The organism is Arthrobacter echini (genome assembly GCF_008107445.1).
GTDB classification, from domain to species: Bacteria; Actinomycetota; Actinomycetes; order Actinomycetales; family Micrococcaceae; genus Arthrobacter_D; species Arthrobacter_D echini_A.
Window position 1 is genome coordinate 242534 of record NZ_VSLD01000001.1, and the last position, 21151, is coordinate 263684.

A 21151-nucleotide genomic window follows, 5' to 3' on the forward strand; every position below is an offset into this window, starting at 1 on the left:
TCTAATTGCCGTCCGGCGGCACCTGCCAAAATAGTGGTGGGTGTCTCCTCGACCCGCCCACCGCACCCCGACACCTGCGGGAATAAAGCGTCGAGGCCGATCGTTCAGCTCTCGTGAGCAGAACAGAGGCAAGACCCCAACGCCCGGCGAGAAGCGAAAATTCCCTGGGCATCCTCTTCGGGATCAGCGCCTACGGCCTCTGGGGTCTCCTCCCCCTCTACTTCATCATCCTGGCGCCGGCCGGGCCCGTGGAGATCGTGGCGAACCGTGTGCTGTGGTCGCTGGTCTTCTGCGCCCTGCTCCTCACGGCGATGCGCTCGTGGCGGCCGGTGCTGACGGCACTGCGTACCCCGCAGATCGTCGGGCCGCTCACCCTCGCGGCCATGCTGATCGCGGTCAACTGGCTCGTCTACACGTACGGCGTCACCTCGGGCCAGGCTATCGAGGCCTCCCTGGGCTACTTCATCAATCCGATCGTCTCCGTCCTGCTGGGCGTACTCGTCCTCCACGAGAAGCTGCGACCCCTGCAGTGGACCGCCATCGGGATGGGCGTGCTCGCCGTGATCGTCCTCGCGGTCGGCTACGGATCCGTCCCGTGGATCGCACTGACCCTGGCGTTCTCCTTCGGCACCTACGGCTTCGTGAAGAAGAAGGTGGGCTCCAGGGTGGACGCCGTCTCGAGCCTGAGCATCGAGACGGTCGTCCTGGCCCCCATCGCCGCCATCGTCATGCTCTGGCTCTCCTCGACCGGCGCCGCGACCCTCACGAGCGAGGGCACGGGGCACTTCTGGATCATGGCCGCCTCGGGTGTGATCACCGCGGTCCCCCTGATCTTCTTCGGGGCCGCTGCACGCAGACTGCCCCTCACGACCATCGGAATGCTCCAGTACCTCGCCCCCGTGCTCCAGTTCCTCCTCGCCCTGCTGGTCCTCCACGAGGAGATGCCGTTCGAGCGGTGGATCGGCTTCGGACTGGTGTGGGTGGGTCTGGCCCTCCTCACGATCGATATGGTGCGGACCGTGCGCCGGCAGCCCCGACCCGCGAGGAAGCCCGTGCCTGCCCCGGCCGCAAACTCCTGACCCCGTGAACGCGGAGGTGCGGCCGATCGCCTGTCAGCGGGGGGTGCGCACCCAGTCCCGCGGGACGACGACCATGGGGACGGGCAGGGCCCGCAGCATCTTGTTCGCGGTGGATCCCAGGAAGATCTGACGATTCTGGGCGAGCCGGCTGGAGCCGACGATCACGAGTTCGCCCGCATCCCATTCGATGTCGTCGATGGCCTCCTCGATGGTGCGGCCGTGCGCCACCGTGATGGACGCCTCGTGGCCCTCGGGGAGCTGCTCGACGGCGCGGGCCAGCACCGACTCCGCATGCTGGTGCGCCCTGTTGATGGCTTCGCCCGAGTCGGAGGCCTCATGCACATCGAGCGCCACGAGCGAGATCAGGCGCAGCGGAAGGCCGCGCCGCGCAGCCGATTCGACCGAGACCTCGAGCACCGACTCCGCACCTGCGCGCGTTCCCACCGCACAGGTCATGCGGGTGAATGCCGCGCGGTGCCGGTAGCCGCGTGGCGCGAGAGCCACCGGGACGCTGGAGCTGTGCAGCACCGCGTTCGCCACGCTGCCCACGGTGAAGCGCCGCAGCAGACCGTTGCTGGACGCGCCGATCACGATCAGGCCGGCACCGATGTCGTTCGCCAGCTCCACCAGCCCCGCGGCGAAGGAGTCCGCGAGGCGCACGTGCGTGGTGACCTCGACGCCGTCGGGCACGTTCTCGCTCGCGCGATCGAGTGCCTCCTGTGCGCGGACCCCACCCGGGGCCACACTGCCGTCCTGCGGCCAGTCGAGGACGGTGACAAGATCGATGCCGGCCGACTGGGTGACGGCCAGGGAGGTCGCCAGCTCCAGGGCATCCCTCCCGCGATCATTCTCGGTATAGCCAACGACGTAGCGCACGGCGACTTCCTCTTCCTCGATCAGTGGCGGCCACGGCAGAACGATGACGAGCCGCAGAGTCGGTTCACTCTAGCGCAGCAGCCGGCCCATGAACCGCTGATCGGGGCGGCTGCCACGCCGGCAGCTACTGCTTCGGCGCCGAGCCCTTCGTGAGGATCTCCTGCCGGAAGAAGGCCGGGTTGATCCTGGCCCAGACGAGCATGAGGACAGCCCCGAGGAGGATCACACCGATGCCGAGGATGAAGACCATGCCGATCCCGAACAGTTCCGAGCCCGAACCGTAGGCCGGATCCATGGAGTCCATCGCCGTCTTCACGAACATGACCAGGAGGATCACCCCTCCCAGCAGCGGCGCCAGGAACTTGAAGACCAGATTCCGACCGCTGGCGAAGGCCTGCGCGCGGAAGTACCAGACGCAGGCGAGCGCCGTGATGCCGTAGTAGAAGCAGATCATCAGCCCGAGGGCCGTGATGGTGTCCCACAGCGCGTTCTCGGAGACGAGGCGTGTGAACACGTAGAAGCCTGCGGCGGCAACGGCGGCAGCAACGGTGGCGACACTCGGGGACTTGTACTGGGGACTGATACGCCCGTAGCTCGTGGGCAGGGCCGTGTAATGCCCCATGGCCAGGAGGGTGCGCGCCGGGGAGACGAAGGTCGACTGGAGCGAAGCGGCCGAGGAACTCAGGACCGCCATGGACATCAGGATGGCGAAGGGGCCCATCACGGGGCCGGCCAGGGCCGCGAAGATGCTCCCCTGGTTGTCGGGATTGCCGGCACCGAGTTCGCCGTCGCCGATCCCCGCATAGGCGAGTGTGGCGAGTGCGACGGTGAGGTAGATGACCACGATGACGATGACCGTGAGCGCACCGGCCCGGCCGGGTGTCTTCTCCGGGTTCCTGGTCTCCTCGTTCATGGTGAGGGTGACGTCCCAGCCCCAGTAGATGAAGATCGACAGGGACACCCCGGCCGCGAAGGCGGAGAAGGAGCCGACGGCGAAGGGGTTGAACCACTCGGCGCTGATCCCGGTGGCATCGAAGGCGGTGCCGTTGGCCACATGGATGAAGGCCGCTACGGCGAACCAGCCCAGCACGATCAGCTGGAAGGTGACCAGGACGTACTGGACGGTCTTGGTGGTCTCCATGCCGCGATAGGAGACATAGCACGCGAGGGCGATGAACACGAGGGTCGTCGCGATGTTGAGCGGAAGATTCAGGGTGAGATCGGCGATCGCCGGATCACCCAGGAGCTGTGAGAGCAGTAGATAGAAGAAGTCCACGGCGACGGCGGCAAGATTGGACAGCACGATGATCGTGGCTGCGATCAGCCCCCACCCGCCCATCCAGCCGACCCAGGGCCCGAAGGCGCGGGTGGCCCAGGTGAAGGAGGTCCCCGAGTCCGGCATGGAGTTGTTCAGCTCGCGGTATCCCAGCGCCACGAGCAGCATGGGGATGAACCCCACGAGGAAGATGGCAGGCAGATTCACGCCCACCTCCGCCACGGTGGGGCCGAGGGCGGCGGTGAGCGTGTAGGCCGGAGCCACGCAGGACACCCCGATTACGACAGCCCCGACCAGCCCCACCTTCCCGGGCGCCAGACCCTTCCTGCTCAGTCCGCCCTCGGTCCTGGTGGTCTCCTCGATGCTCATGCGTCCATCTCCGTGGTCGGGGCGCCCTGGCCGGGCGTGGTGCGGGGCGAGGTGTAGCTGCGCGGGACGACGACCATGGGGATGGTCAGCGTGCGCAGGATCTTGTTCGCCGTGGTGCCGAGGAAGATCCTCAGGTGCTGGGCGAGTCGGCTGGAGCCGACCAGCAGGATCTCCCCGTCGTCCCACTCCATGGACTCGATGGCCTCCTCGACGGACGTGCCGTGCGCCGTCTCGACGCTCACCGGACCGCCGATCGACGCGGCTGCCTCCCGGAGCCGGAGATTCGCGGCGTCCTCGGCCCCGTCCGGATCCGGCCGGCCGGCATCGAGCGGAACGAGGGACACCAGTCGCAGGGGCAGATCGCGACGGCGCGCCGATGACACCGCGACCTCCACGACGTCACCGGCACCCGCGCGTCGTCCTACGGCACACGTCAGGCGAGTCACAGGTTCCATGCGACGGTAACCCTTCGGCGCGAGCGCCACGGGGACCTCGGCGGCGTGGAGCAGGCTGCGTGCCACGTTGCCCACGTTGAATCGGGCGCCCGGCCCGCGCGAGCTCGCGCCGATGACGATCAGGGCGACATCCGGGTCGGCGGCGGCCCTCATGAGGCCCTCGGCGTTCGATTCCGCTCGCAGCACCACGCCGCGCGCCGTGACGTCCGCGGGAACGAGGGCCAGCCCCTCGTCCATCCACTCCTTCATCTGGTCGGAGAGGACCCCGTCGAAGTTCTTGGCCGGCGGGTACGTCCCGGCGAACAGGGAGTGCTCGGGGGTGACGAGCACGAGATCGAGGCTGGCCTCCTGGCGGCGGGCCAGCGCGACGGCGAGGCACACGGCGTCGTGCCCGCGTGCGTCCGCGGTGTAACCGACGACATAGCGCATGCTCAGGCCTCCTTCGCGGAACCGGCGGGCTGCCGTCCGGACGCGAGCGCCTCATGGATTGCCGCTGCCGTGCGTCTACCCATCCGGACGGCGCCGTCCACGTGCTGGTAGCCCTCCGCCGCGATGTCCGAGCACGACCAGTGGATGGGGCCCACTGGCGTCCGCTGGTCCCGCCCGTACCGGTGGAGTCCGCCGAGGTCGTAGCTCGAGGCGTAGGCACCGCGGGTCCACTCCTCCGACGCCCAGTCCGATTCGTAGTAGACCTCCGGCTCGAGGGCCTGCGGGCCGAGGAAGCCGGCGATCGACTCGAGGATGCGCGCGCGCCGCTCGGACTCGGTGAGCTCGAACATCGCGTCGGCCTTCTCGTCGGACACGAAGCCGACGAGGGTACCGCGCGGGTCCTCGTGGTTCGAGTTGTCGTAGATCTCCTGCACGATCGAGCCCGCGCTGAAGCCGGTGCCGGAGAGTCCGTCCTCCCGCCAGAACGGTGTGGCGTAGACGGCGTGGATCTTGATGACGAGGCCCAGCGACTGGTGCTGGTGCATCTGGTGCTGGCGCCGCGGCAGGGGCGGGTCGTAGCTGATGCGCGAGTAGAGATTGGGCGGCACGGCGACGACCGCGTAGCGCGCATGCACCGTGACCGTGTCGGAGACCACCGTGACGCCGTCGCGCCCCTCCGGCCCGTTCCGGCGCAGGGTGCGTACCGGGCTGGCGAGGATGACGTCCTCTCCGAGCTCCTCGGCCATCCGCTCGGAGACGGACTGCATCCCGCCGATCACGCGCTTGTCGAGGATGAAGTCCTCGTCGACGAGGTTCGAGAAGGATCCGGCCGTGGCGGCCATGAGGATGGCCTGCAGCGTGGAGAACGCGTGGGCGGGCTTGGTCAGCATGCCTCCCGCGATGAAGAGCCCGATGTTGTTGCAGGCCTCCTCGTCGTCCGACTGCTGACGCAGCCAGTGGTGGAAGGAGATGGTGTCGAGCGCACGGGCGTCCGGGTGGTTCCAGGGCTCCTCGGGGCCCGCCTCGGCGACGAGCCGGTCGAGGAGGGCGATCAGGCGCTCCATCTCCTCACGGGTGTGATCGCCCACCGGGAACATCTCCCCGGTGTAGCGGACGGGTTCGCCCGCGGGGCCGATGTAGACGGACTCACCCTCGCGGTAGCGGGAGAAGGTCCCCAGACCGAGCTCGCCGAGCAGGCCGATGAGTTCGGTCTGGTCCGGTGAGACCCACTGGCCCCCCACCTCGAACATCGCCCCGTCGATGATGTCGGTGTGGGTCCGGCCGCCCACCCGGTCCCGGGCCTCGACGACGGCGACCGAGTGCCCGGCCTTCGTCAGGTCGCGTGCGGCGGTCAGGCCGGAAGGGCCTGCTCCGATGATGACGACGTCGCGCTCGATGGTTCCCATATGATCCTCCCGGCCGCATGACGCGGACCACAAAATGAATGACGTTCATTATTTCGCCCTACTATAGCCTTGAGGCTTCTCCGGGGGAAGAGTCGAACCGGAATCCGTCTATCGCAGCAGGGGTCGATCCATGAGCGCAGGACCAGCCTCGCCGCGCCGGGCCGGGCGTCCACCGCGCGGTGTGCTCTCACGGGACAGCATCACCGCGGCCGCCCTCACCCTGATCGAGGACGAGGGCTATGAGGGACTGACGATGTCGGCCCTGGCGCGCCGGCTCCGGGTCGCGCCGTCGGCACTCTACAACCACGCGGCCTCCAAGCGGGAGGTACTCGGCTGGGTGCAGGACCACGTCATGACGATGGTCGACTTCAGCACCTTCGCGGAGGAGCCGTGGGAGGACGCCGTCCGGGAGTGGGCCAGGTCCTACCGGACGGTGCTGGCCCGTCACGGCCCCCTGGTGCCGGTCATCGCCGTCATGCCGGTCACCGACGCGGCCGAGACACTGCGCATGTACGAGGAGGTGGCCCGCGGTTTCCTCGCCGCAGGATGGCCCGAGGCCCTGATCGTCCCGTCGATCGTGGCCCTCGAGTCCTTCATCTTCGGATCCGCGCTCGACGTCGCAGCGCCCAGCGACATCTTCGACTCGGGAAGCCTGGGTCCGCACTTCCCGGTCTTCACCTCCGCCGTACGGACCGCGAGGGAGGCCGACGGCGCCCGCAGCGCCGCGGACGCCGCATTCCACACCGGCCTCGAGGCCATGCTCGACGGCCTCCGCGCCCAACTGGCGGCCAGCCGCGGCTGAGGGCGCCTTTACCCCCTTCCGCAACGCTGTTACGATCGCGTCACGGTCAAGTAGCGGCCGGCACTTCTGGCTCAGTGAGGTCCACAGTGTCCGTTACACCCCTTACCCCGATCTCCCTCTCCCCCGACGCTCTCGATGACGCCCCGTGGATCAGCGAGGACGTCCTCGGCCTCGTCGTGCGGGAGTTGCCCGGCCGCCCGGCCCGGTCCGCCCCGGTGATACCGCGCGATCTCTCCGCGACCACCGATCGGGAACTCCGTTCCCTGAGCAATCAGCTCTATCGCGTACTGGACACCGACAATGCGCCGTTCGGTGCGCTCGAGGACTACGAGGCCGTGATCGAGGAACTCGACGATCGCGCCGCGCATGCAGCACAGCGCGTCGAGGCGGAGCGCGTGCGGGAGAAGTTCCGCGACAATCCCGTCACGTCGCGCTTCGAGCTCTTCCACGACGGCGTCATGGTGGGCTACGTGAAATACGATCTGCGCGCCGGCCGCCTGCGCCTGCTGGAGACCATCGTGGGGACGGACCATCAGGACTCCGGGCTCGAAGCGGTCCTCGTCCGCGAATCGCTGCTCAACGCGCACCGCCGGCGCCTCGCCCCGATTCCCTACTGCCGCCACGCACAGGCGTTCCTGGCCGGGAATCCGCACTTCCAGGCCCTCATCCCGCTGGGCTGAGGCCACGTCCGGGCTGGAACCACGACAGGACTGACGGCAACAGCAGAAAGACCCCGCAGCCGGGCTGCGGGGTCTTCATGGTCCGGCCGGCGCCCACGGCGCGGCAGGTGATCAGCCGGGCTGGACGCTCCGGATCGCGTGCGCGAGCACCTCGAGTCCGTCGGCGAGCAGTTCGTCGCTGATGACGAGCGGCGGGAGCAGCCGGATCACGTTCCCGTAGGTCCCGCAGGTCAGGATGATCACGCCTTCCCGCAGGCACTGTGCGGCGATGGCCTTCGTGGCCTCCGGGTTGGGGACCTTACCGCCGGGCTCCACGAACTCGATGGCCAGCATGGCCCCCCGGCCGCGGATCTCACCGATGATGCTGTGCTCCCCGAGCTCGGACTGCAGCGTGGCGAAGCGCTCCATCACCTGCGCCTCGATGGACCTGGCCCGGCCCACCAGGTCCTGGTCCTTCATGGTCCGGATGGCACCGAGCGCCGCTGCGCAGGCCACGGGATTGCCGCCGTAGGTCCCGCCGAGCCCGCCGGCGTGGACCGCGTCGAGCAGATCCGCGCGTCCGGTGATCGCCGAGAGCGGCATACCCGCGGCGATACCCTTGGCCATCGTGATGATGTCCGGCACCACACCCTCGTGGTTCACGGCGAACCACTCACCGGTGCGGCAGAACCCGGACTGCACCTCGTCGGCGATGAACACGACGCCGTTGGCCGCGGCCCACTCGGCGAGGGCCGGGAGGAAACCGGGAGCCGGCACGATGAAGCCGCCCTCCCCCTGCACGGGTTCGATGATGATCGCGGCCACCGAGCCGGCGCCGATCTGCTTCTCGATCATCGTGATGGCACGCTGGGCGGCCTCGGGACCCGTGATGTCCGGGTTCTCCTCGCGGAACGGGTAGCTCATCGGTACCCGGTAGATCTCCGGTGCGAACGGACCGAAGTCGGTCTTGTACGGCATCGTCTTGGCGGTCAGCGCCATGGTCAGATTGGTGCGGCCGTGATAGGCGTGGTCGAAGGCGACGACGGCGTTCCGACCGGTGGCCAGGCGCGCCACCTTCACGGCGTTCTCCACGGCTTCGGCACCGGAGTTGAACAGGACCGTGCGCTTCTCGAAGTCCCCCGGTGTCAGCTCTGCGAGCTGCTCCGCGACGGCGATGTAGCCCTCGTAGGGCGTCACCATGAAGCAGGTGTGCGTGAAATGCTCCACCTGGTCCCTGACGGCGGCGACGACGGCCGGATCGGAGGCACCCACACTCGTCACCGCGATGCCGGCGCCGAGATCGATGAACGAATTGCCGTCCACGTCACGGACGATCGCCCCGTCCGCGTCCGCCGCGTAGACGGGGACCCCGGAGACGACGCCCTTGGCGACCACCTGCGCGCGGCGCGCAGCCAGTGCTGCGGACTTCGGGCCGGGGAAGGTGCCGTTGATGTGGCGCTTCTGCTCGATCCTGGTGGCCGGTGCCGTGGCTCCCGGCGTTGTTGCATACGTTGTCATGCGACTTCCCTTCCTCGTGGAGTTCTTCAGGCGTCCAGCACGGTCATGACGTGCTTGATGCGGGTGTAGTCCTCCACGCCGTACATGGAGAGGTCCTTGCCGTAGCCGGAACTCTTGAACCCTCCGTGCGGCATCTCGGCGGTGAGCATGATGTGCGTGTTGATCCAGACCGCACCGAAGTCGAGGTCCCGGGAGACGCGCATCGCCGTGCCGTGGTCGGTGGTCCAGACGCTGGAGGCCAAGGCGTAGTCGACCCCGTTCGCCAGTTCCACGGCCTCCTCCTCCGTACTGAACGTCTGCACGGTCAGGACCGGGCCGAAGGTCTCCTGCTGCACCACCCGATCGTCCTGCCTGGCCCCGGTGACGATGGTGGGCTCGAAGAAGTAGCCCTTCTCACCCGCTCGCTTGCCGCCCGTGGCGATGCTGCAGTGGGCCGGCAGCGCATCGATCACGGCATTGACCGCATTGAAGTGGTTGATGTTGTTGAGCGGTCCGAAGTAGTTCTCGGAATCGTCGGCGCTGCCCGTGGTCAGGGTCTTCGTGTGCTCGACCATCGCCGCGACGAGCTCGTCGTGGGCATCCTCGTGGACGAGTATCCGCGTGATGGCGGTGCAGTCCTGCCCGGCGTTGAAGAACGCGAACTCGGTGATCTGCTGCGCCGTCTTCTGCAGGTCGGCGTCGGCGAACACGACGGCGGGGGCCTTGCCGCCCAGCTCCAGGTGGGCCCGCTTGAGTCCCTTGGCGGCACCCGAGGCGACGGCGATACCCGCGCGCACCGACCCGGTGATGGACACCAGTCCGGGTACCGGGTGCTCCACCATGGCCGCCCCTGTCTCCCCGGTGCCGAGCACCACGTTCAGCACGCCGTCGGGAAGGATGCCCTGCGTGAGCCGGGCGAGGACGAGGGTCGATTCCGGGGTGGTGTCGCTGGGCTTGAGCACCACGGTGTTGCCCGCTGCGAGCGCCGGGCCGATCTTCCAGACGGCCATGAGGAACGGATAGTTCCACGGTGCCACCTGCGCTACGACGCCGATGGGCTCCCGCCGCACGTAGGAGGTGTGGCCCTCCATGTACTCCCCCGCGGACTTGCCCTCGAGGATGCGGGCCGCTCCGGCGAAGAACCGAAGCTGGTCGGCCCCGGCTGCAACCTCCTCCGTGGCGATCATCTCGCGCACCTGGCCCGTATTGCGGTGCTGGGCCTCGACGAGCTCCTCGGCGGCGGCCTCGACGGCATCGGCCAGCCTGAGCAGCATCAGCTGGCGCTGACCCGGCGTGGTCCGCTTCCAGGCGGGGAACGCCCGGGCAGCCGCCTGCATGGCGTCGTCGACGTCGGCGTCCGACGAGACGGGCGACTGCGCCACGACCTCGCCGTTGGTCGGATTCACGATGTCCAGGAGGTCGGTTCCGGCGGGCGTCACGAAGTCGCCGTCGATGAAGTTCTGAAGGGTCTCGGCCACGCTGCACTGCCTTTCACGAGGGTGATGACACGGCATCATCGGACATCCGGTCACATCTGTTGTGGTCACGGTACCGGCGCCGGCAAGCCCTCGCCACAGCTAGTTGCACAGGGCGAGGCCTGGTCGGTGGTGCAGCAGCACAGACTTCTCCTAGCATGGTCCTATGGCTCTCTCGCTCCCCGACCTCCTTGCCGATCCCGCCCTCGAGCTGGTGCCGGTGGGTCGTACCGAAGCCTCTTCGCTCCCCATCCAATGGGTCGCCCTGACAGAACTGGAGGATCCGGCGCCCTTCCTCAACGGCGCCGAGGTGGTGCTGACCACCGGGGTGCGACTGCTCACGGAGTCCTCCCAGCGCCGCTTCGTCCGACGGACGCATGCTGCAGGCGCCCTCGCCATCGGCTTCGGTGTGGGCTTCGCCCACGACCGGGTCCCTCCCGTCCTGGTGGCGGCGGCCGACGCCGTCGGACTGCCCGTCTTCCTCGTCCCGTACGAGGTGCCTTTCATCGCCATCGGGAAGAAGGTCTCCGATGCCCTGTCGGCCGACCACTACGCCGGGCTGGAGGACCTGCTCGAGGGACACGCCGTGCTGGCCTCGGCCCTGCTCGGCGCCGGAGGACTCGGCGCCCTCCTCGCTCAGCTGGCACGGATGCTCGGCACCGAGGTGGCGCTGTTCCAGTACGGCGCGCGGATCGCCGGCGCTCCCGCGCCCCGACGCACGACCGTGCGCTCGGCAGGCGTGTCCGAACGGACCGCCGATCCGGCGTGGCACCGCCTGCCGATCGCCACGGGGCTCAAGGACCGATGCACGCTGGCGATCGGTGAACCCTACGTCCGCACCGCCGTGGTGGACTATGCGCAGAGCCTCATCTCGGTGGAGCTCACCAATCAGGCGCGCAATCGTACGGGAGCACGGATGGCCCTCGGTCAGCTGCTGGAGGACGTGGTCCGGGGCACCCTGGCCGGGCCGGACGCCGCCGCGAGACTCGCCAGCTCCGGCATGGACACGACGAAGCGCCACAGTGTGCTGATCGTCGCCGTGGCGTCGGGGCAGCGTCGGGCCCTGCGCACCCTCCCGCTGCCGGACGGGTGGGACGGCGTCTCGTCCGGGCTCGTCGACGATCAGCTCGTGCTGGTACTGCCGTCGTCGGGAACCCCCGATCCGATGCACCTCACCCGGTATCTGCACGGCGCCGGGCTGACCGCGCGCATCGGCGTGGGCGGCACCTACACCCAGCCGAACGGCCTGCGCTGGAGCTACTACGAGGCCCGCGAGGCCCTCCTGCGCGGGCAGAGCCTGAATATCGCGGACCGTCTCAGCCTCACCTCGCTGCTGCTGTCCAGTGCCGACGTACCCCTGGCCGATCTGGCGGCGGAGACCCTGCGCCCCCTCGAGGCCTTCGACGACGCCCACGGGGCCGGGCTCACCCTCACGCTCCAGCGGTACCTCGATCTCGACGGCTCGGTGGCCGCCGTGGCCGCGGATCTGGACCTGCACCGCAACACCATCCGCTATCGCCTCCAGCAGGTCGTCACCCTCTCAGGCTACGATCCGGCCGTCACCGCGGATCGGGTCCACCTCTATCTCGCCCTGCGGGTCAGAGCCCTGCACCGCAACGATCGCTGACCCTCGACCGGCCTCCCGTCCGGGGGCGGGTCAGGGCAGTGCGGGCCGTCCGAGGAATTCGGCGATGTCCGCGTAGACCTCCTTCGACTCCGGCAGGCGGGGGAACGCCGGGAAGACATGGAATCCACCCGGATAGACCCTCATGGTGACGTTCGCTCCTGCTGCTACGGCACGGTCCCGGAACACCGCGGCGTCGGCCATGCAGATGTCGCGCGTGCCCTGGTAGATCCGTGTTGTCGGCACCGTCTCCAGCAGCGTGGCCGGCGCGCACGCCGGACTGATCAGCGGCGTGCGCGGATCGTCCCCGGCGGCCCACCACAGCCCGGCCTGGACACCCCCGGCCACCGAGAGCATGGGGTCCACGGCGTCGTACTTCGGGATCTGCGGGTTCGTTCCCGTGACATCGAGCCAGGGGGAGAACGCGACGATCCGGCCGGGCGCGGGCAGCCCGGCCTCACGGAAGGCCCACGGCTGGGCTATCGCAAGACCGCCGCCCGCGGAGTCACCCATCAGGGTGACGTCCCCGGGAGCAGCCGTGCGCAGCACCTCGCGGTACACGGAGACCAGATAGCCGAACGCCTCGCGGTAGGTGCTCTCCGGGGCGAGGCGATAGAGGGGAACGGTGACGGCGGCGCCCGTGCGCCGGGTCAGCTCCGCGATGATCCACCAGTGCGGACGGCCCAGCTCGTTGATGTAGATGCCGCCGTGCGTGTAGATGATGTGCGAGCGCGTGGCTCCGAGGACGGGCCGCACCGTGATGGTGCGCACACCGTCGATCGTCGTCTCCTGGATGGTGTGCTTCTGCTTGAACGTCCAGGGGATCGCCGCCGCCGCCGGGTAGGAGCGGCCCCCGTAGGTCCGCTTGACCCAGTCGGTGTCGGCGAGCTGTTTCTTCGTGGGCAGGAAGCTGATCAGGCGGGACGCGAGGCGCATGGCACGGGAGCCGTCCTGCGCGCTCGGTTCGATACTCTCGGAGGGAGCGGATCCGTTCGTCATCGGCCCAGCCTAGTGCTGACGCGTCCGATGCCGCCGCCTCTGTCATGCTGATCAGGGCTCCACCGCCGGACCCGGCGACTCCGCCCGCCTGCTGCCGGGCACGTCGATCCACCCGGTGCAACCACAGCAACCGGCATGCCGAAGGAGGACATGGACACCGCATCACAGATAGCCCTCGCCGCCGATCTCCTCGGCGTCCTCTTCTTCGCGGTCTCCGGGTCCCTGCTGGCCGCGCGGAAGAGCTTCGACCTCGTGGGATCGCTCCTGCTCGCGTCCCTCGCCTCGCTCGGCGGCGGCGTGGTCCGCGATGTCATCCTCGACGTGCCCCCGGCGGCCTTCAACAACCCCGCGTACCTCGTACCCCCGCTGCTCGCCACGGTGCTGGTCTACTTCGTCTTCTCCGGCGTGGAGCGCGTGCGGCAGGTCCTGGTCCTGTTCGACGCGGCCGGGCTCGCACTCTTCTGCATCACCGGGACCGTCAAGGCCCTCGAGCTGGGGCAGCATCCCGTCTCGGCGGCCCTGCTCGGTGTCACCACGGCGGTGGGCGGCGGCCTGCTGCGCGACGTCGTCGCCAATGAGATCCCGCAGCTGTTCGACCCACGCGACATCTATGCCCTGCCCGCCCTGCTCGGGGCCACCATCGTCACCGTCCTGTACCTGACGGGGACCTTCACGATCGTCACCGGGATCCTTGCGGCTTCCCTCGTGTTCTCCCTGCGCGTCCTCGCCTGGCGCTACGGCTGGCACGCACCGCTGGCGGCGAGGACCTGGAGTGCACGTCCGTAGCTCCGGCCGTGTCGCCGGCGGCTAGGATGGGAGGCCCGCCACCTCTCCTGGAGTACCTGTGACCGAGCTTTTCGCCGACAAATTCCGTGGCCTCGTGCCCCAGTACTTCGAGGACGAGTGGGTCGAGGAGGACGGCCTGTCCGAGCTCGAACTCTCCGAGATGCTCCACGGCAAGGGGATCGACCCGCCGCTGGCCCTGTGGGAGTTCTACCGCGCGGTGGGCGCCACCGAGGACATCATGGAGGCGTTCCACTTCTTCTGGGACCCCGACGAACTCGAGATCGAGGACGGCTTCCTGCTCTTCCTCGAGGACGAGGACGAGCAGTACGCCTGGGGCATGAGAGCCGACCAGCTCGATGTCCCCGATCCCATCGTCTGGCGTCGCAACAATGCCCGCGGCGAATGGCAGAGCGAGGAGGGCACGTTCAGCGAGTACGTCCTGGACCTGTTCGAGTGGGTCTTCGAAGAAGGGGAGGACGACTGATGGACTTCACCCACCATGCGCCCGAGGGCTACCAGTGCCCGTTCTGCGATCTGGCGCGAGGGGACTTCGGCAATCCCGGCAATCTGTGCCGACCCGGCGATGTCATCCACTCCGATGATCTCGCCCTGGCGTTCATCGCCTCGCACGGATTCGAACCGAATCCCGGCCACGTGCTCATCACACCCCGCGACCACGTCGAGCTGCTCTACGAACTGCCCGACGACGTCGCGGCCCGGATCATGACGCTCACGCGCGACATCGCGATCGCGATCAAGCGTGCTTGGGCACCCGACGGCATTTCCACCCGGCAGCACAACGAACCCGCGGGGAGCCAGCACGTGTGGCACTACCACCAGCACGTCCTGCCGCGCTGGGAGGACGACGGCTTCTACTTCACCCCGAAGCGGCCCGTCGTCGACCCGGGGATCCGCGCCCGGAAAGCCGACGAACTGCGTGCCTTCCTCCCGCCGCAGTAGGAGCCGTCACCCGGGGGCGCGGTCTACACCTCGCGGCTGACCACGGCCTGCGCGAAACTCGTCAGAGCCTGTTTCACCACGCTGTCCGGCAGGGGGTCCAGGGCAGCGACGGCGGCGTCCGCCCACCGCTGGGCCACCGCCCACGCCTCCTGTGTCTGCGGGTGTCCCCGCAGGGCGGCGACGGCCCCGGCGAGGGCCTCGTCCGAGGAGAGGTCGCCGTCGACCAGCGCGAGGACATCGGCGGCAGACCGGTCACCCCCGGCCGCGGCGCGGCGCAGCAGGATCACCGGCAGTGTCGGCACCGCCTCACGCAGATCGGTGCCTGGCGCCTTGCCGGAGGTGACCTTCAGCCCGGTGACATCGATGACGTCGTCGGCCAGCTGGAAGGCCACGCCCACCTTCTCGCCGTAGGAGACCATGACGTCCACGACCTCACGGGGGGCATCGGCGAAGATGGCGCCCAGCTGGCCCGAAGCGGCGACGAGCGAGCCGGTCTTGTCGGCGATCACGGAGAGATAGTGTTCCAGGTCGTCCTGGCCCTCGCGGGGTCCGACGGTCTCGTGCAGCTGGCCCAGGCACAGTCGCTCGAAGGTGCGCGCCTGGATACCGAGCGCTTCCCCGCCCAGCTCGGACACGAGGATGGAGGCCCGGGCGAAGATGAGGTCGCCGGTGAGGATGGCCACGGAGTTGCCCCACACCTCGTGTGCGGTGGGTCCACCGCGGCGGTACGGGGCCGAGTCCATGACGTCGTCATGGTAGAGGGTGGCAAGATGGGTGAGTTCGACGACGACGGCCGCCTGGACGACCTGCGGCGTGGCGGGTGTGCCCAGATGGGACGCGAGGATGGTGAGCAGTGGCCTGATGCGTTTGCCGCCGGCCTCGACGAGGTGCCGGCTCGTGGCATCGGCCAGGGGATCCGAGTTGGAGATGGCATGGCGGAGCTGCGTCTCGACCTCGGCGAGGCATGACGACACCGAGGGCCCCAGCTGGGGGTCCTCGGCGATCAGGGCGAAGCCCGGCGGCAGGCGCAGGGCATCCGCCTCGTCCCGGGGGTCCGCCGCGTCCGGGGCGCTGCCCGGGCCCACGTTGGTCCAGCCGGGGCTGAAGGAGTGCGTCACCGTCTAAGCCTAACCACGTGCGCCCGCTCCCTGCGCACGCAGCAGCCGCGCCGCCGGCGGCTGGTTGGTGGTGGCGGGCACGAGCGATTCGAGCAGGCGGATGACGCGGTCCTCGAATCCCTTGCCGCCGGCATCGGTGAGATTGGCGAGCATGCGCACCACGAACCGCATGAGCAGCGGGATCGGCATACCGGTCCGCAGTGCCAGGGACATCACGGCGGGCTTCCCGATCAGCTGCGCGAAGACCCGCCCGAGCGTGAAGTGGCTGCCCCACCGGCTGCGCACGTAGGGCGCGTAACCGGACATGACCTGGTCCCGTCCGAGCGGAGAGGAGATGCCCTGTGCGCGCTCGATGAACTCGGCCGCGTATCGTGCGGACTCCATGGCGTAGGAGATCCCCTCGCCGTTGAACGGCGAGACCATGCCGCCGGCGTCCCCGAGGAGCAGCAGTCCGGGGCTGTAGTGCGGCGTCCTGTTGAAGCCCATGGGCAGCGCCGCGCCGCGGATCTCACCGACCTGGTTCTCCGGCGTGAAGCCCCACTCGGGGGGCATGGCCGCGGTCCAGTCGCGCAGCACCTGCTTGTAGTCCAGTCTGCCGAACTCCGCGGAGGAGTTGAGGATACCGAGACCCACGTTGGAGGTGCCGTCGCCTACGCCGAAGACCCATCCGTAACCGGGCAGGGGCTTGCCGGTGGCGTCGGGGAGTTCCAGCCAGCCCTCCATCCACTCGTCATCGGTGCGCGGACTGGTGAAGTAGGTGCGCACGGCGACGCCGAGGGGCCGGTCGTCCCGCTTCTGCATCCCGAGGCTGACAGCCGTGCGCGTCGAATTGCCGTCGGCGGCCAGGACGACGTCGGCCGAGAAGGAGCGCGTCTCGCCGGTCTTGCGACCGCCGGCGTCGAGCAGGTTCACTTCCACGCCGGTGACGCGCCCGGCGTCGTCGCGCACCGCGGAGGACACGGCGTGACCCTCGAGGATGGTGGCGCCGGCAGTGCGGGCGTGCAGTGCCAGGGCCTCGTCGAAACCGAGCCGGGTGCGGACCAGGCCGTAGTCGGGGAAGTCGCTGAGTTCGGGCCAGGGCACCTCGACGGTGCGTGTGCCCGCGATGAGGCGCAGGCCCTTGTTCCGGCGCCACCCCTCGCTCTCGTCGTGCGGCAGGCCGAGCAGCTGCACCTCGCGCGTGGCACGGGGCGTCAGCCCGTCACCGCACACCTTCTCGCGGGGGAAGAACGTCTTCTCCAGGACCGTGACCTCGATGCCGGCGCTCGCGAGATAGTAGGCGGCGGTGGATCCGGCCGGGCCGGCACCGACGATGAGGACCGACACCTAGACGGCCGTCGTCTGGCGGGTCAGGCGGACCTGACCGGGCCGCAGCGGTTCCTCACCGGGCGCGGCAGGCGCCTTGAAGGCACGGTGTACCGCGACGATGCCCCCGTTGAGATTCCGGTACTCGACGTCCTCCCAGCCGCTCTCGGCGATCCACGCCGCGAGCCCGTCCTGGCCCGGCCAGGCCCGGATGGACTCCGCGAGGTACACGTAGGCGTCCGGGTTGGAACTGACCCTGCGGGCGATCGCCGGCAGTGCTCGCATGAGGTACTCGGTGTAGGCGGTGCGCCAGAGTGCAGCGGTGGGCTGCGAGAACTCGGCGATGACGAGCCTCCCGCCGGGTCGGGTGACGCGCAGCAGCTCCTCGAGGGCCTTCTTGGGCTCGTTCACGTTGCGCAGGCCGAAGGAGATGGTCGAGGAGTCGAAGGAGTTGTCCGCGAAGGGCAGCTCGGTGGCGTCCCCGGCCACGAAGTCGATGTCGGGCCGCCTGCGCTTGCCCACCTTCAGCATGCCGAGGGAGAAGTCGCACGCGACGACGTCGATCCCGGCGTCAGCATAGGGTTCGCTCGAGGTTCCCGTGCCGGCCGCGAGATCGAGCACGCGCCCCCCAGGTTCGGAGCCCACCGCGTCCACGACGATGCGCCGCCACCGGCGCGCCTGTCCCACGGACAGGACGTCGTTGACGACGTCGTACTTCGGCGCCACGTCGTCGAACATGGCCGCCACTTCGTCAGGGCGCTTCTCCAGGGATGCACGATTCACCTGTCCATCATCTCAAACAAACGCGGGTCACCCAATCACGATCCCCCGGGTTGCCATGAGGGCCGGCGACGGCGTCCACGCCGGTCCCTGCACCGCAGCGGGCGGTCCGGATCAGCGCCCCCGGAGTACGCTGGGGAATCATGAGCACTCCGTCCCTCACCGCGCTGACGCCTGCGCACGGACAGTCCAGCGGGCTCCGCAGCATCACGGTGGCTCGAGAAGACCTGGACCCCCGGACCGGACTCCTCGAGTACGTGGTGCGCGACGACGCGCACACCTGGATCCGGCGGGGCGGCGGGCTGGTGGGATACGGGGAGATCACCCGGTTCACCGTGACCGGACCGGACCGTTTCACCCGGGCGCAGGACTGGTGGCGGCGCGAGCTGGCCGGCGCCGAGGTACTCGATGAACTCGGCATCCCCGGATCGGGCCTGATCGCCTTCGGCTCGTTCGCGTTCTCCAAGACCTCACCGCACGCATCACGCCTGATCGTCCCCGAGGTAGTGGTCGGGTGCACAGAGGGTCGCAGCTGGCTGACCTACATCACCCGCGATCCCGAGGCGGAACTGAGTGCAGCAGCCGCGGAGGCGGCCCTTGCCGCGTGGCTCCTGGAGCCCGCCGCGGACCGCTCCCCCAGCCCGGGTGACCGCCTCGCGCCCGGCGTCCTGACCGAGGATCAGTACACGCGGGCCGTCGCCGAGGGGGTCGAGCACGTCCGGAGGGGTGAGCTGAGCAAACTCGTGCTCGCACGCGACATCGTCGCCGAGCTGGAGCGGCCGATCGCGACGGCGCACGTTCTGCGCGAGCTCGCCGTGCGGTACGAGGACTGCTGGACCTACGCCGTCGACGGCCTGATCGGCTCGACGCCGGAGATGCTCATCAAGGTGGAGAACAACACGGCCGAGGCACGGGTGCTGGCCGGCACGCTGGATCGGGCCGATGCGCCGGCCGATGATCCCGGCTATGCCGAACGCGTCCTCGCCGGGTCCGAGAAGCAACTGCACGAGCATCAGATCGCCATCGACTCGCTCACCGAGACCCTCGCTCCGTTCACGAGTTCGATGACCTCCCACAGCGAGCCGTTCGTCCTGCAGCTGCCCAATGTGTGGCACCTCGCCTCGGACGTCACGGCGCGATTGACGGCGGACGACGACGGTCACGTGCCGACCTCGCTCGCCCTCGTGCAGGCGCTGCATCCCACCGCAGCCGTCTGCGGCACCCCGACCACCGTGGCCGGCGCATTGATCCGCGAACTCGAGCACCTGCAGCGCGGCCCCTACGCCGGGCCCGTGGGCTGGATCGACGCCGGCGGCAATGGTGAATGGGGTATCGCGCTGCGCGGCGCCGTGATCGAGACACCCACCCGCGTGCGGCTCTATGCCGGCTGCGGCATCGTGGAGGGCTCCACGCCCGAGGCCGAGCTGGCGGAGACCTGGAGCAAGTTCCGGCCGATGATCGAGGCCCTCGGTATTCGGCGCTGATCCCGGCTCTGGTTACCAATAGGCAAAGCCTGTAGCCTGTGACGCACATCTCAACGATCGTCGCTACAATCAGCAGGACATTCTCCGCTCCCGTCCAAGTGAGGCATTCATGAATCGCAGCAGAAGCGCAATGCTGGCGGCACTCGCCGCCGGCACCCTCCTCCTCAGCGCGTGCGGCGGAGGTTCCGACGACGCCGGCGCCGACCCCAGCGCCGGGGCCGGCGGCCTCGACCTCGTCTCGGAGGGGTCCCTCACCGTCTGCTCCGACGTGCCCTACCCGCCGTTCGAGTTCGAGGAGAACGGGGAGTACACCGGCTTCGACATGGATCTCATGAAGGAGGTCGCCAAGGGGATGGATCTCGAGTTCACCGTGCAGGACGTCGGGTTCGACGGCCTCCAGAGCGGCGCGGTCCTCGCCGCCGGGCAGTGCGACGTCGGTGCCAGCGCGGTGACCATCACGGAGGAGCGCCAGGCCAGTCTCGCCTTCTCCGACCCCTACTACGACTCCCTGCAGTCCCTGCTGGTCCCCGAGGGCTCCGATATCGCCTCCATCGACGATCTGGGCAAGAAGCGCGTCGGCGTGCAGCAGGGCACCACCGGGGAGACCTACACGCGTGAGAACGCGCCGGAGGACACCGAGGTGGTCTCCTTCCCCTCGGACGCCGAGATGTACGCCTCCATCCAGGCGGGAGGCGTAGATGCACTGCTGCAGGATCTGCCGGTCAACATCGGGCATACCGAGGACGGTGCCTTCACGCTTGCCGAGGAGTACCCCACGGACGAGCAGTACGGGTTCATCATGAAGAAGGACGGCACCGAGGATCTCGTTGCTGCCGTGAACGAGCAGCTCACCGCGATGCGCGACAACGGCAGGTACCAGGAGATCTACGACTCCTATTTCACGGAGTAGCCCGATCCCGCCCGTGCGGCCGGACCGCTCTCCGGCCGCACGGGCCTCCCCGCCGAAGGAAGGTACATCCCGCGCGTGAAACGTTCAACCCGCAGGCACCTGGTTCAAGGCGTTCTCTACGTCGTATTCATCGCAGTGGTCCTGTTCGTCGTACTGTCCGCAGATTGGGGGCGGATCCAGCCCTACTTCTTCAACCTCGACGTCGCTGCCTCGCTCTTCCCCGAGATCGTGCTCACGGCCGCGAAGAACACCGTGATCTACACCCTGATCGCCTTCGTCGGTGGCGTCCTCCTAGGACTCCTGCTCGCCCTCATGAAGCTTTCACCGGTGCTGCCGTACCGCTGGCTCGCCACCGGGTACATCGAGCTGTTCCGTGGGCTCCCGGCGCTGCTGGTGATCTTCGGCTTCGCGTACGCCCTCCCCATCGCCCTCTCCTGGCAACCACCGGGGGGCAGTACGGGCGCCGGCCTGATCGGACTCATCATCGTGTCCTCGGCCTACATCGCGGAAACTATTCGCGCCGGTATCGAGGCCGTCCCCAAGGGGCAGATGGAAGCAGCACGCTCCCTCGGTCTCACCCCGCTGTGGACCATGATCACGGTCATTCTCCCGCAGGCCTTCCGCATCATCACCCCCCCACTGACCAACGAGCTCGTGATCATCATCAAGGACACCTCGCTGCTGTTCATTGCGGGCATGGCACTCGGCGACCGCGAACTCACGGTCTTCGCGCGCGACGGGCTGACGAGCACGGCCAATGCGACCCCGCTCGTGATCGCCGCCCTCCTGTACCTGGTCATCACGCTCCCGCTCACGCAGCTGGTGGCGAAGCTCGAACGACACAACAAGAGAGGTCGGTGAT

Annotated in this window: 20 protein-coding genes; 10 read left to right on the forward strand and 10 right to left on the reverse strand. The window is 68.7% G+C overall.

The window, feature by feature from the left end:
* The first annotated feature begins 113 nt into the window (after positions 1 to 113).
* Positions 114 to 1079: an EamA family transporter RarD gene (gene rarD / locus FQ377_RS01175; protein ID WP_148599416.1), complete on the forward strand. Its 966-nt coding sequence runs from the start codon at positions 114 to 116 to the stop codon at positions 1077 to 1079.
* Positions 1080 to 1112: 33 nt separating this feature from the next.
* Here rarD and FQ377_RS01180 read toward each other — a convergent pair whose 3' ends face one another.
* The 4 genes from FQ377_RS01180 to FQ377_RS01195 form a co-directional block, all read right to left on the reverse strand.
* Positions 1113 to 1955 carry a universal stress protein gene (locus tag FQ377_RS01180; RefSeq protein WP_148599417.1) on the reverse strand — a complete coding sequence of 281 codons (843 nt, stop codon included), beginning with the start codon at positions 1953 to 1955 and terminating at the stop codon, positions 1113 to 1115.
* Between the two features lie 124 nt (positions 1956 to 2079).
* A complete protein-coding gene (locus tag FQ377_RS01185; RefSeq protein ID WP_148599418.1) occupies positions 2080 to 3600 on the reverse strand; it encodes an APC family permease in 1521 nt (506 codons plus the stop codon).
* The gene (locus FQ377_RS01190) at positions 3597 to 4484 is read right to left on the reverse strand and encodes a universal stress protein (protein ID WP_148599419.1); all 888 of its coding nucleotides are present in this window, start codon (positions 4482 to 4484) and stop codon (positions 3597 to 3599) included. Before FQ377_RS01190 ends, FQ377_RS01185 begins: the two co-directional genes overlap by 4 nt.
* 2 nt (positions 4485 to 4486) lie before the next feature.
* Positions 4487 to 5890, reverse strand: a complete 1404-nt coding sequence (locus tag FQ377_RS01195) for a flavin monoamine oxidase family protein (protein ID WP_148599420.1) — start codon at positions 5888 to 5890, stop codon at positions 4487 to 4489.
* A 130-nt stretch (positions 5891 to 6020) separates the two neighbouring features.
* Between FQ377_RS01195 and FQ377_RS01200 the strand changes: the two genes are divergently transcribed.
* The gene (locus tag FQ377_RS01200; RefSeq protein ID WP_148599421.1) at positions 6021 to 6692 is read left to right on the forward strand and encodes a TetR/AcrR family transcriptional regulator; all 672 of its coding nucleotides are present in this window, start codon (positions 6021 to 6023) and stop codon (positions 6690 to 6692) included.
* 86 nt (positions 6693 to 6778) lie between these two features.
* Positions 6779 to 7372 (forward strand): GNAT family N-acetyltransferase, encoded by a 594-nt coding sequence (locus FQ377_RS01205; RefSeq protein WP_148599422.1) that lies wholly within the window; start codon positions 6779 to 6781, stop codon positions 7370 to 7372.
* Between the two features lie 111 nt (positions 7373 to 7483).
* Here FQ377_RS01205 and gabT read toward each other — a convergent pair whose 3' ends face one another.
* Both gabT and FQ377_RS01215 read right to left on the reverse strand, forming a co-directional pair.
* Positions 7484 to 8869 (reverse strand): 4-aminobutyrate--2-oxoglutarate transaminase, encoded by a 1386-nt coding sequence (gabT, locus tag FQ377_RS01210; RefSeq protein ID WP_148599423.1) that lies wholly within the window; start codon positions 8867 to 8869, stop codon positions 7484 to 7486.
* 26 nt (positions 8870 to 8895) lie between these two features.
* On the reverse strand, positions 8896 to 10326 hold the full coding sequence (locus tag FQ377_RS01215; protein WP_148599424.1) for a gamma-aminobutyraldehyde dehydrogenase: 1431 nt from the start codon (positions 10324 to 10326) through the stop codon (positions 8896 to 8898).
* Positions 10327 to 10489: 163 nt separating this feature from the next.
* Here FQ377_RS01215 and FQ377_RS01220 point away from each other — a divergent pair, with 163 nt between their 5' ends.
* Positions 10490 to 11950, forward strand: coding sequence for a PucR family transcriptional regulator (locus tag FQ377_RS01220; RefSeq protein WP_148599425.1), 1461 nt, complete (start codon positions 10490 to 10492; stop codon positions 11948 to 11950).
* 30 nt (positions 11951 to 11980) lie between these two features.
* Here the strand turns inward: FQ377_RS01220 and FQ377_RS01225 are convergent, their stop codons facing one another.
* The gene (locus tag FQ377_RS01225; protein WP_148599426.1) at positions 11981 to 12946 is read right to left on the reverse strand and encodes an alpha/beta hydrolase; all 966 of its coding nucleotides are present in this window, start codon (positions 12944 to 12946) and stop codon (positions 11981 to 11983) included.
* Positions 12947 to 13096: 150 nt separating this feature from the next.
* Between FQ377_RS01225 and FQ377_RS01230 the strand changes: the two genes are divergently transcribed.
* Genes FQ377_RS01230 through FQ377_RS01240 form a run of 3 tightly spaced genes read left to right on the forward strand, consistent with a single transcriptional unit; the run spans position 13097 to position 14692 of the window.
* Complete coding sequence (locus tag FQ377_RS01230; RefSeq protein ID WP_148599427.1) at positions 13097 to 13732, forward strand: trimeric intracellular cation channel family protein; 636 nt, start codon at positions 13097 to 13099, stop codon at positions 13730 to 13732.
* 58 nt (positions 13733 to 13790) lie between these two features.
* Positions 13791 to 14216 carry a hypothetical protein gene (locus FQ377_RS01235; RefSeq protein ID WP_148599428.1) on the forward strand — a complete coding sequence of 142 codons (426 nt, stop codon included), beginning with the start codon at positions 13791 to 13793 and terminating at the stop codon, positions 14214 to 14216.
* The gene (locus FQ377_RS01240; RefSeq protein ID WP_148599429.1) at positions 14216 to 14692 is read left to right on the forward strand and encodes an HIT family protein; all 477 of its coding nucleotides are present in this window, start codon (positions 14216 to 14218) and stop codon (positions 14690 to 14692) included. Before FQ377_RS01235 ends, FQ377_RS01240 begins: the two co-directional genes overlap by 1 nt.
* Before the next feature lie 23 nt (positions 14693 to 14715).
* Here FQ377_RS01240 and FQ377_RS01245 read toward each other — a convergent pair whose 3' ends face one another.
* The 3 genes from FQ377_RS01245 to FQ377_RS01255 are packed head-to-tail and all read right to left on the reverse strand — an operon-like array spanning position 14716 to position 17898.
* On the reverse strand, positions 14716 to 15810 hold the full coding sequence (locus tag FQ377_RS01245; RefSeq protein ID WP_148599430.1) for a polyprenyl synthetase family protein: 1095 nt from the start codon (positions 15808 to 15810) through the stop codon (positions 14716 to 14718).
* 9 nt (positions 15811 to 15819) lie between these two features.
* Positions 15820 to 17136, reverse strand: a complete 1317-nt coding sequence (locus FQ377_RS01250) for a geranylgeranyl reductase family protein (protein ID WP_148599431.1) — start codon at positions 17134 to 17136, stop codon at positions 15820 to 15822.
* Positions 17137 to 17898: a demethylmenaquinone methyltransferase gene (locus tag FQ377_RS01255; RefSeq protein WP_148599432.1), complete on the reverse strand. Its 762-nt coding sequence runs from the start codon at positions 17896 to 17898 to the stop codon at positions 17137 to 17139. It abuts the gene before it with no gap.
* A 140-nt stretch (positions 17899 to 18038) separates the two neighbouring features.
* Here FQ377_RS01255 and FQ377_RS01260 point away from each other — a divergent pair, with 140 nt between their 5' ends.
* From FQ377_RS01260 to FQ377_RS01270, 3 genes are all read left to right on the forward strand, one after another.
* The gene (locus FQ377_RS01260) at positions 18039 to 19379 is read left to right on the forward strand and encodes an isochorismate synthase (RefSeq protein ID WP_148599433.1); all 1341 of its coding nucleotides are present in this window, start codon (positions 18039 to 18041) and stop codon (positions 19377 to 19379) included.
* Between the two features lie 109 nt (positions 19380 to 19488).
* Positions 19489 to 20289: a transporter substrate-binding domain-containing protein gene (locus tag FQ377_RS01265; RefSeq protein WP_148599434.1), complete on the forward strand. Its 801-nt coding sequence runs from the start codon at positions 19489 to 19491 to the stop codon at positions 20287 to 20289.
* A 75-nt stretch (positions 20290 to 20364) separates the two neighbouring features.
* Entirely contained in the window at positions 20365 to 21150 is a 786-nt protein-coding gene (locus tag FQ377_RS01270; RefSeq protein ID WP_148599435.1) for an amino acid ABC transporter permease, read from the forward strand.
* Position 21151 lies beyond the last annotated feature (1 nt).

What these genes read in the sequence shown, in the direction of transcription:
- FQ377_RS01185 (WP_148599418.1), bottom strand. Translation starts at nt 3,600, where the DNA reads ATGAGCATCGAGGAGACCACCAGGACCGAGGGCGGACTGAGCAGGAAG.
- FQ377_RS01240 (WP_148599429.1), top strand. Translation starts at nt 14,216, where the DNA reads ATGGACTTCACCCACCATGCGCCCGAGGGCTACCAGTGCCCGTTCTGC.
- FQ377_RS01200 (WP_148599421.1), top strand. Translation starts at nt 6,021, where the DNA reads ATGAGCGCAGGACCAGCCTCGCCGCGCCGGGCCGGGCGTCCACCGCGC.
- FQ377_RS01230 (WP_148599427.1), top strand. Translation starts at nt 13,097, where the DNA reads ATGGACACCGCATCACAGATAGCCCTCGCCGCCGATCTCCTCGGCGTC.
- FQ377_RS01265 (WP_148599434.1), top strand. Translation starts at nt 19,489, where the DNA reads ATGAATCGCAGCAGAAGCGCAATGCTGGCGGCACTCGCCGCCGGCACC.
- FQ377_RS01190 (WP_148599419.1), bottom strand. Translation starts at nt 4,484, where the DNA reads ATGCGCTATGTCGTCGGTTACACCGCGGACGCACGCGGGCACGACGCC.
- FQ377_RS01195 (WP_148599420.1), bottom strand. Translation starts at nt 5,890, where the DNA reads ATGGGAACCATCGAGCGCGACGTCGTCATCATCGGAGCAGGCCCTTCC.
- FQ377_RS01260 (WP_148599433.1), top strand. Translation starts at nt 18,039, where the DNA reads ATGAGCACTCCGTCCCTCACCGCGCTGACGCCTGCGCACGGACAGTCC.
- FQ377_RS01225 (WP_148599426.1), bottom strand. Translation starts at nt 12,946, where the DNA reads ATGACGAACGGATCCGCTCCCTCCGAGAGTATCGAACCGAGCGCGCAG.
- gabT (WP_148599423.1), bottom strand. Translation starts at nt 8,869, where the DNA reads ATGACAACGTATGCAACAACGCCGGGAGCCACGGCACCGGCCACCAGG.
- FQ377_RS01220 (WP_148599425.1), top strand. Translation starts at nt 10,490, where the DNA reads ATGGCTCTCTCGCTCCCCGACCTCCTTGCCGATCCCGCCCTCGAGCTG.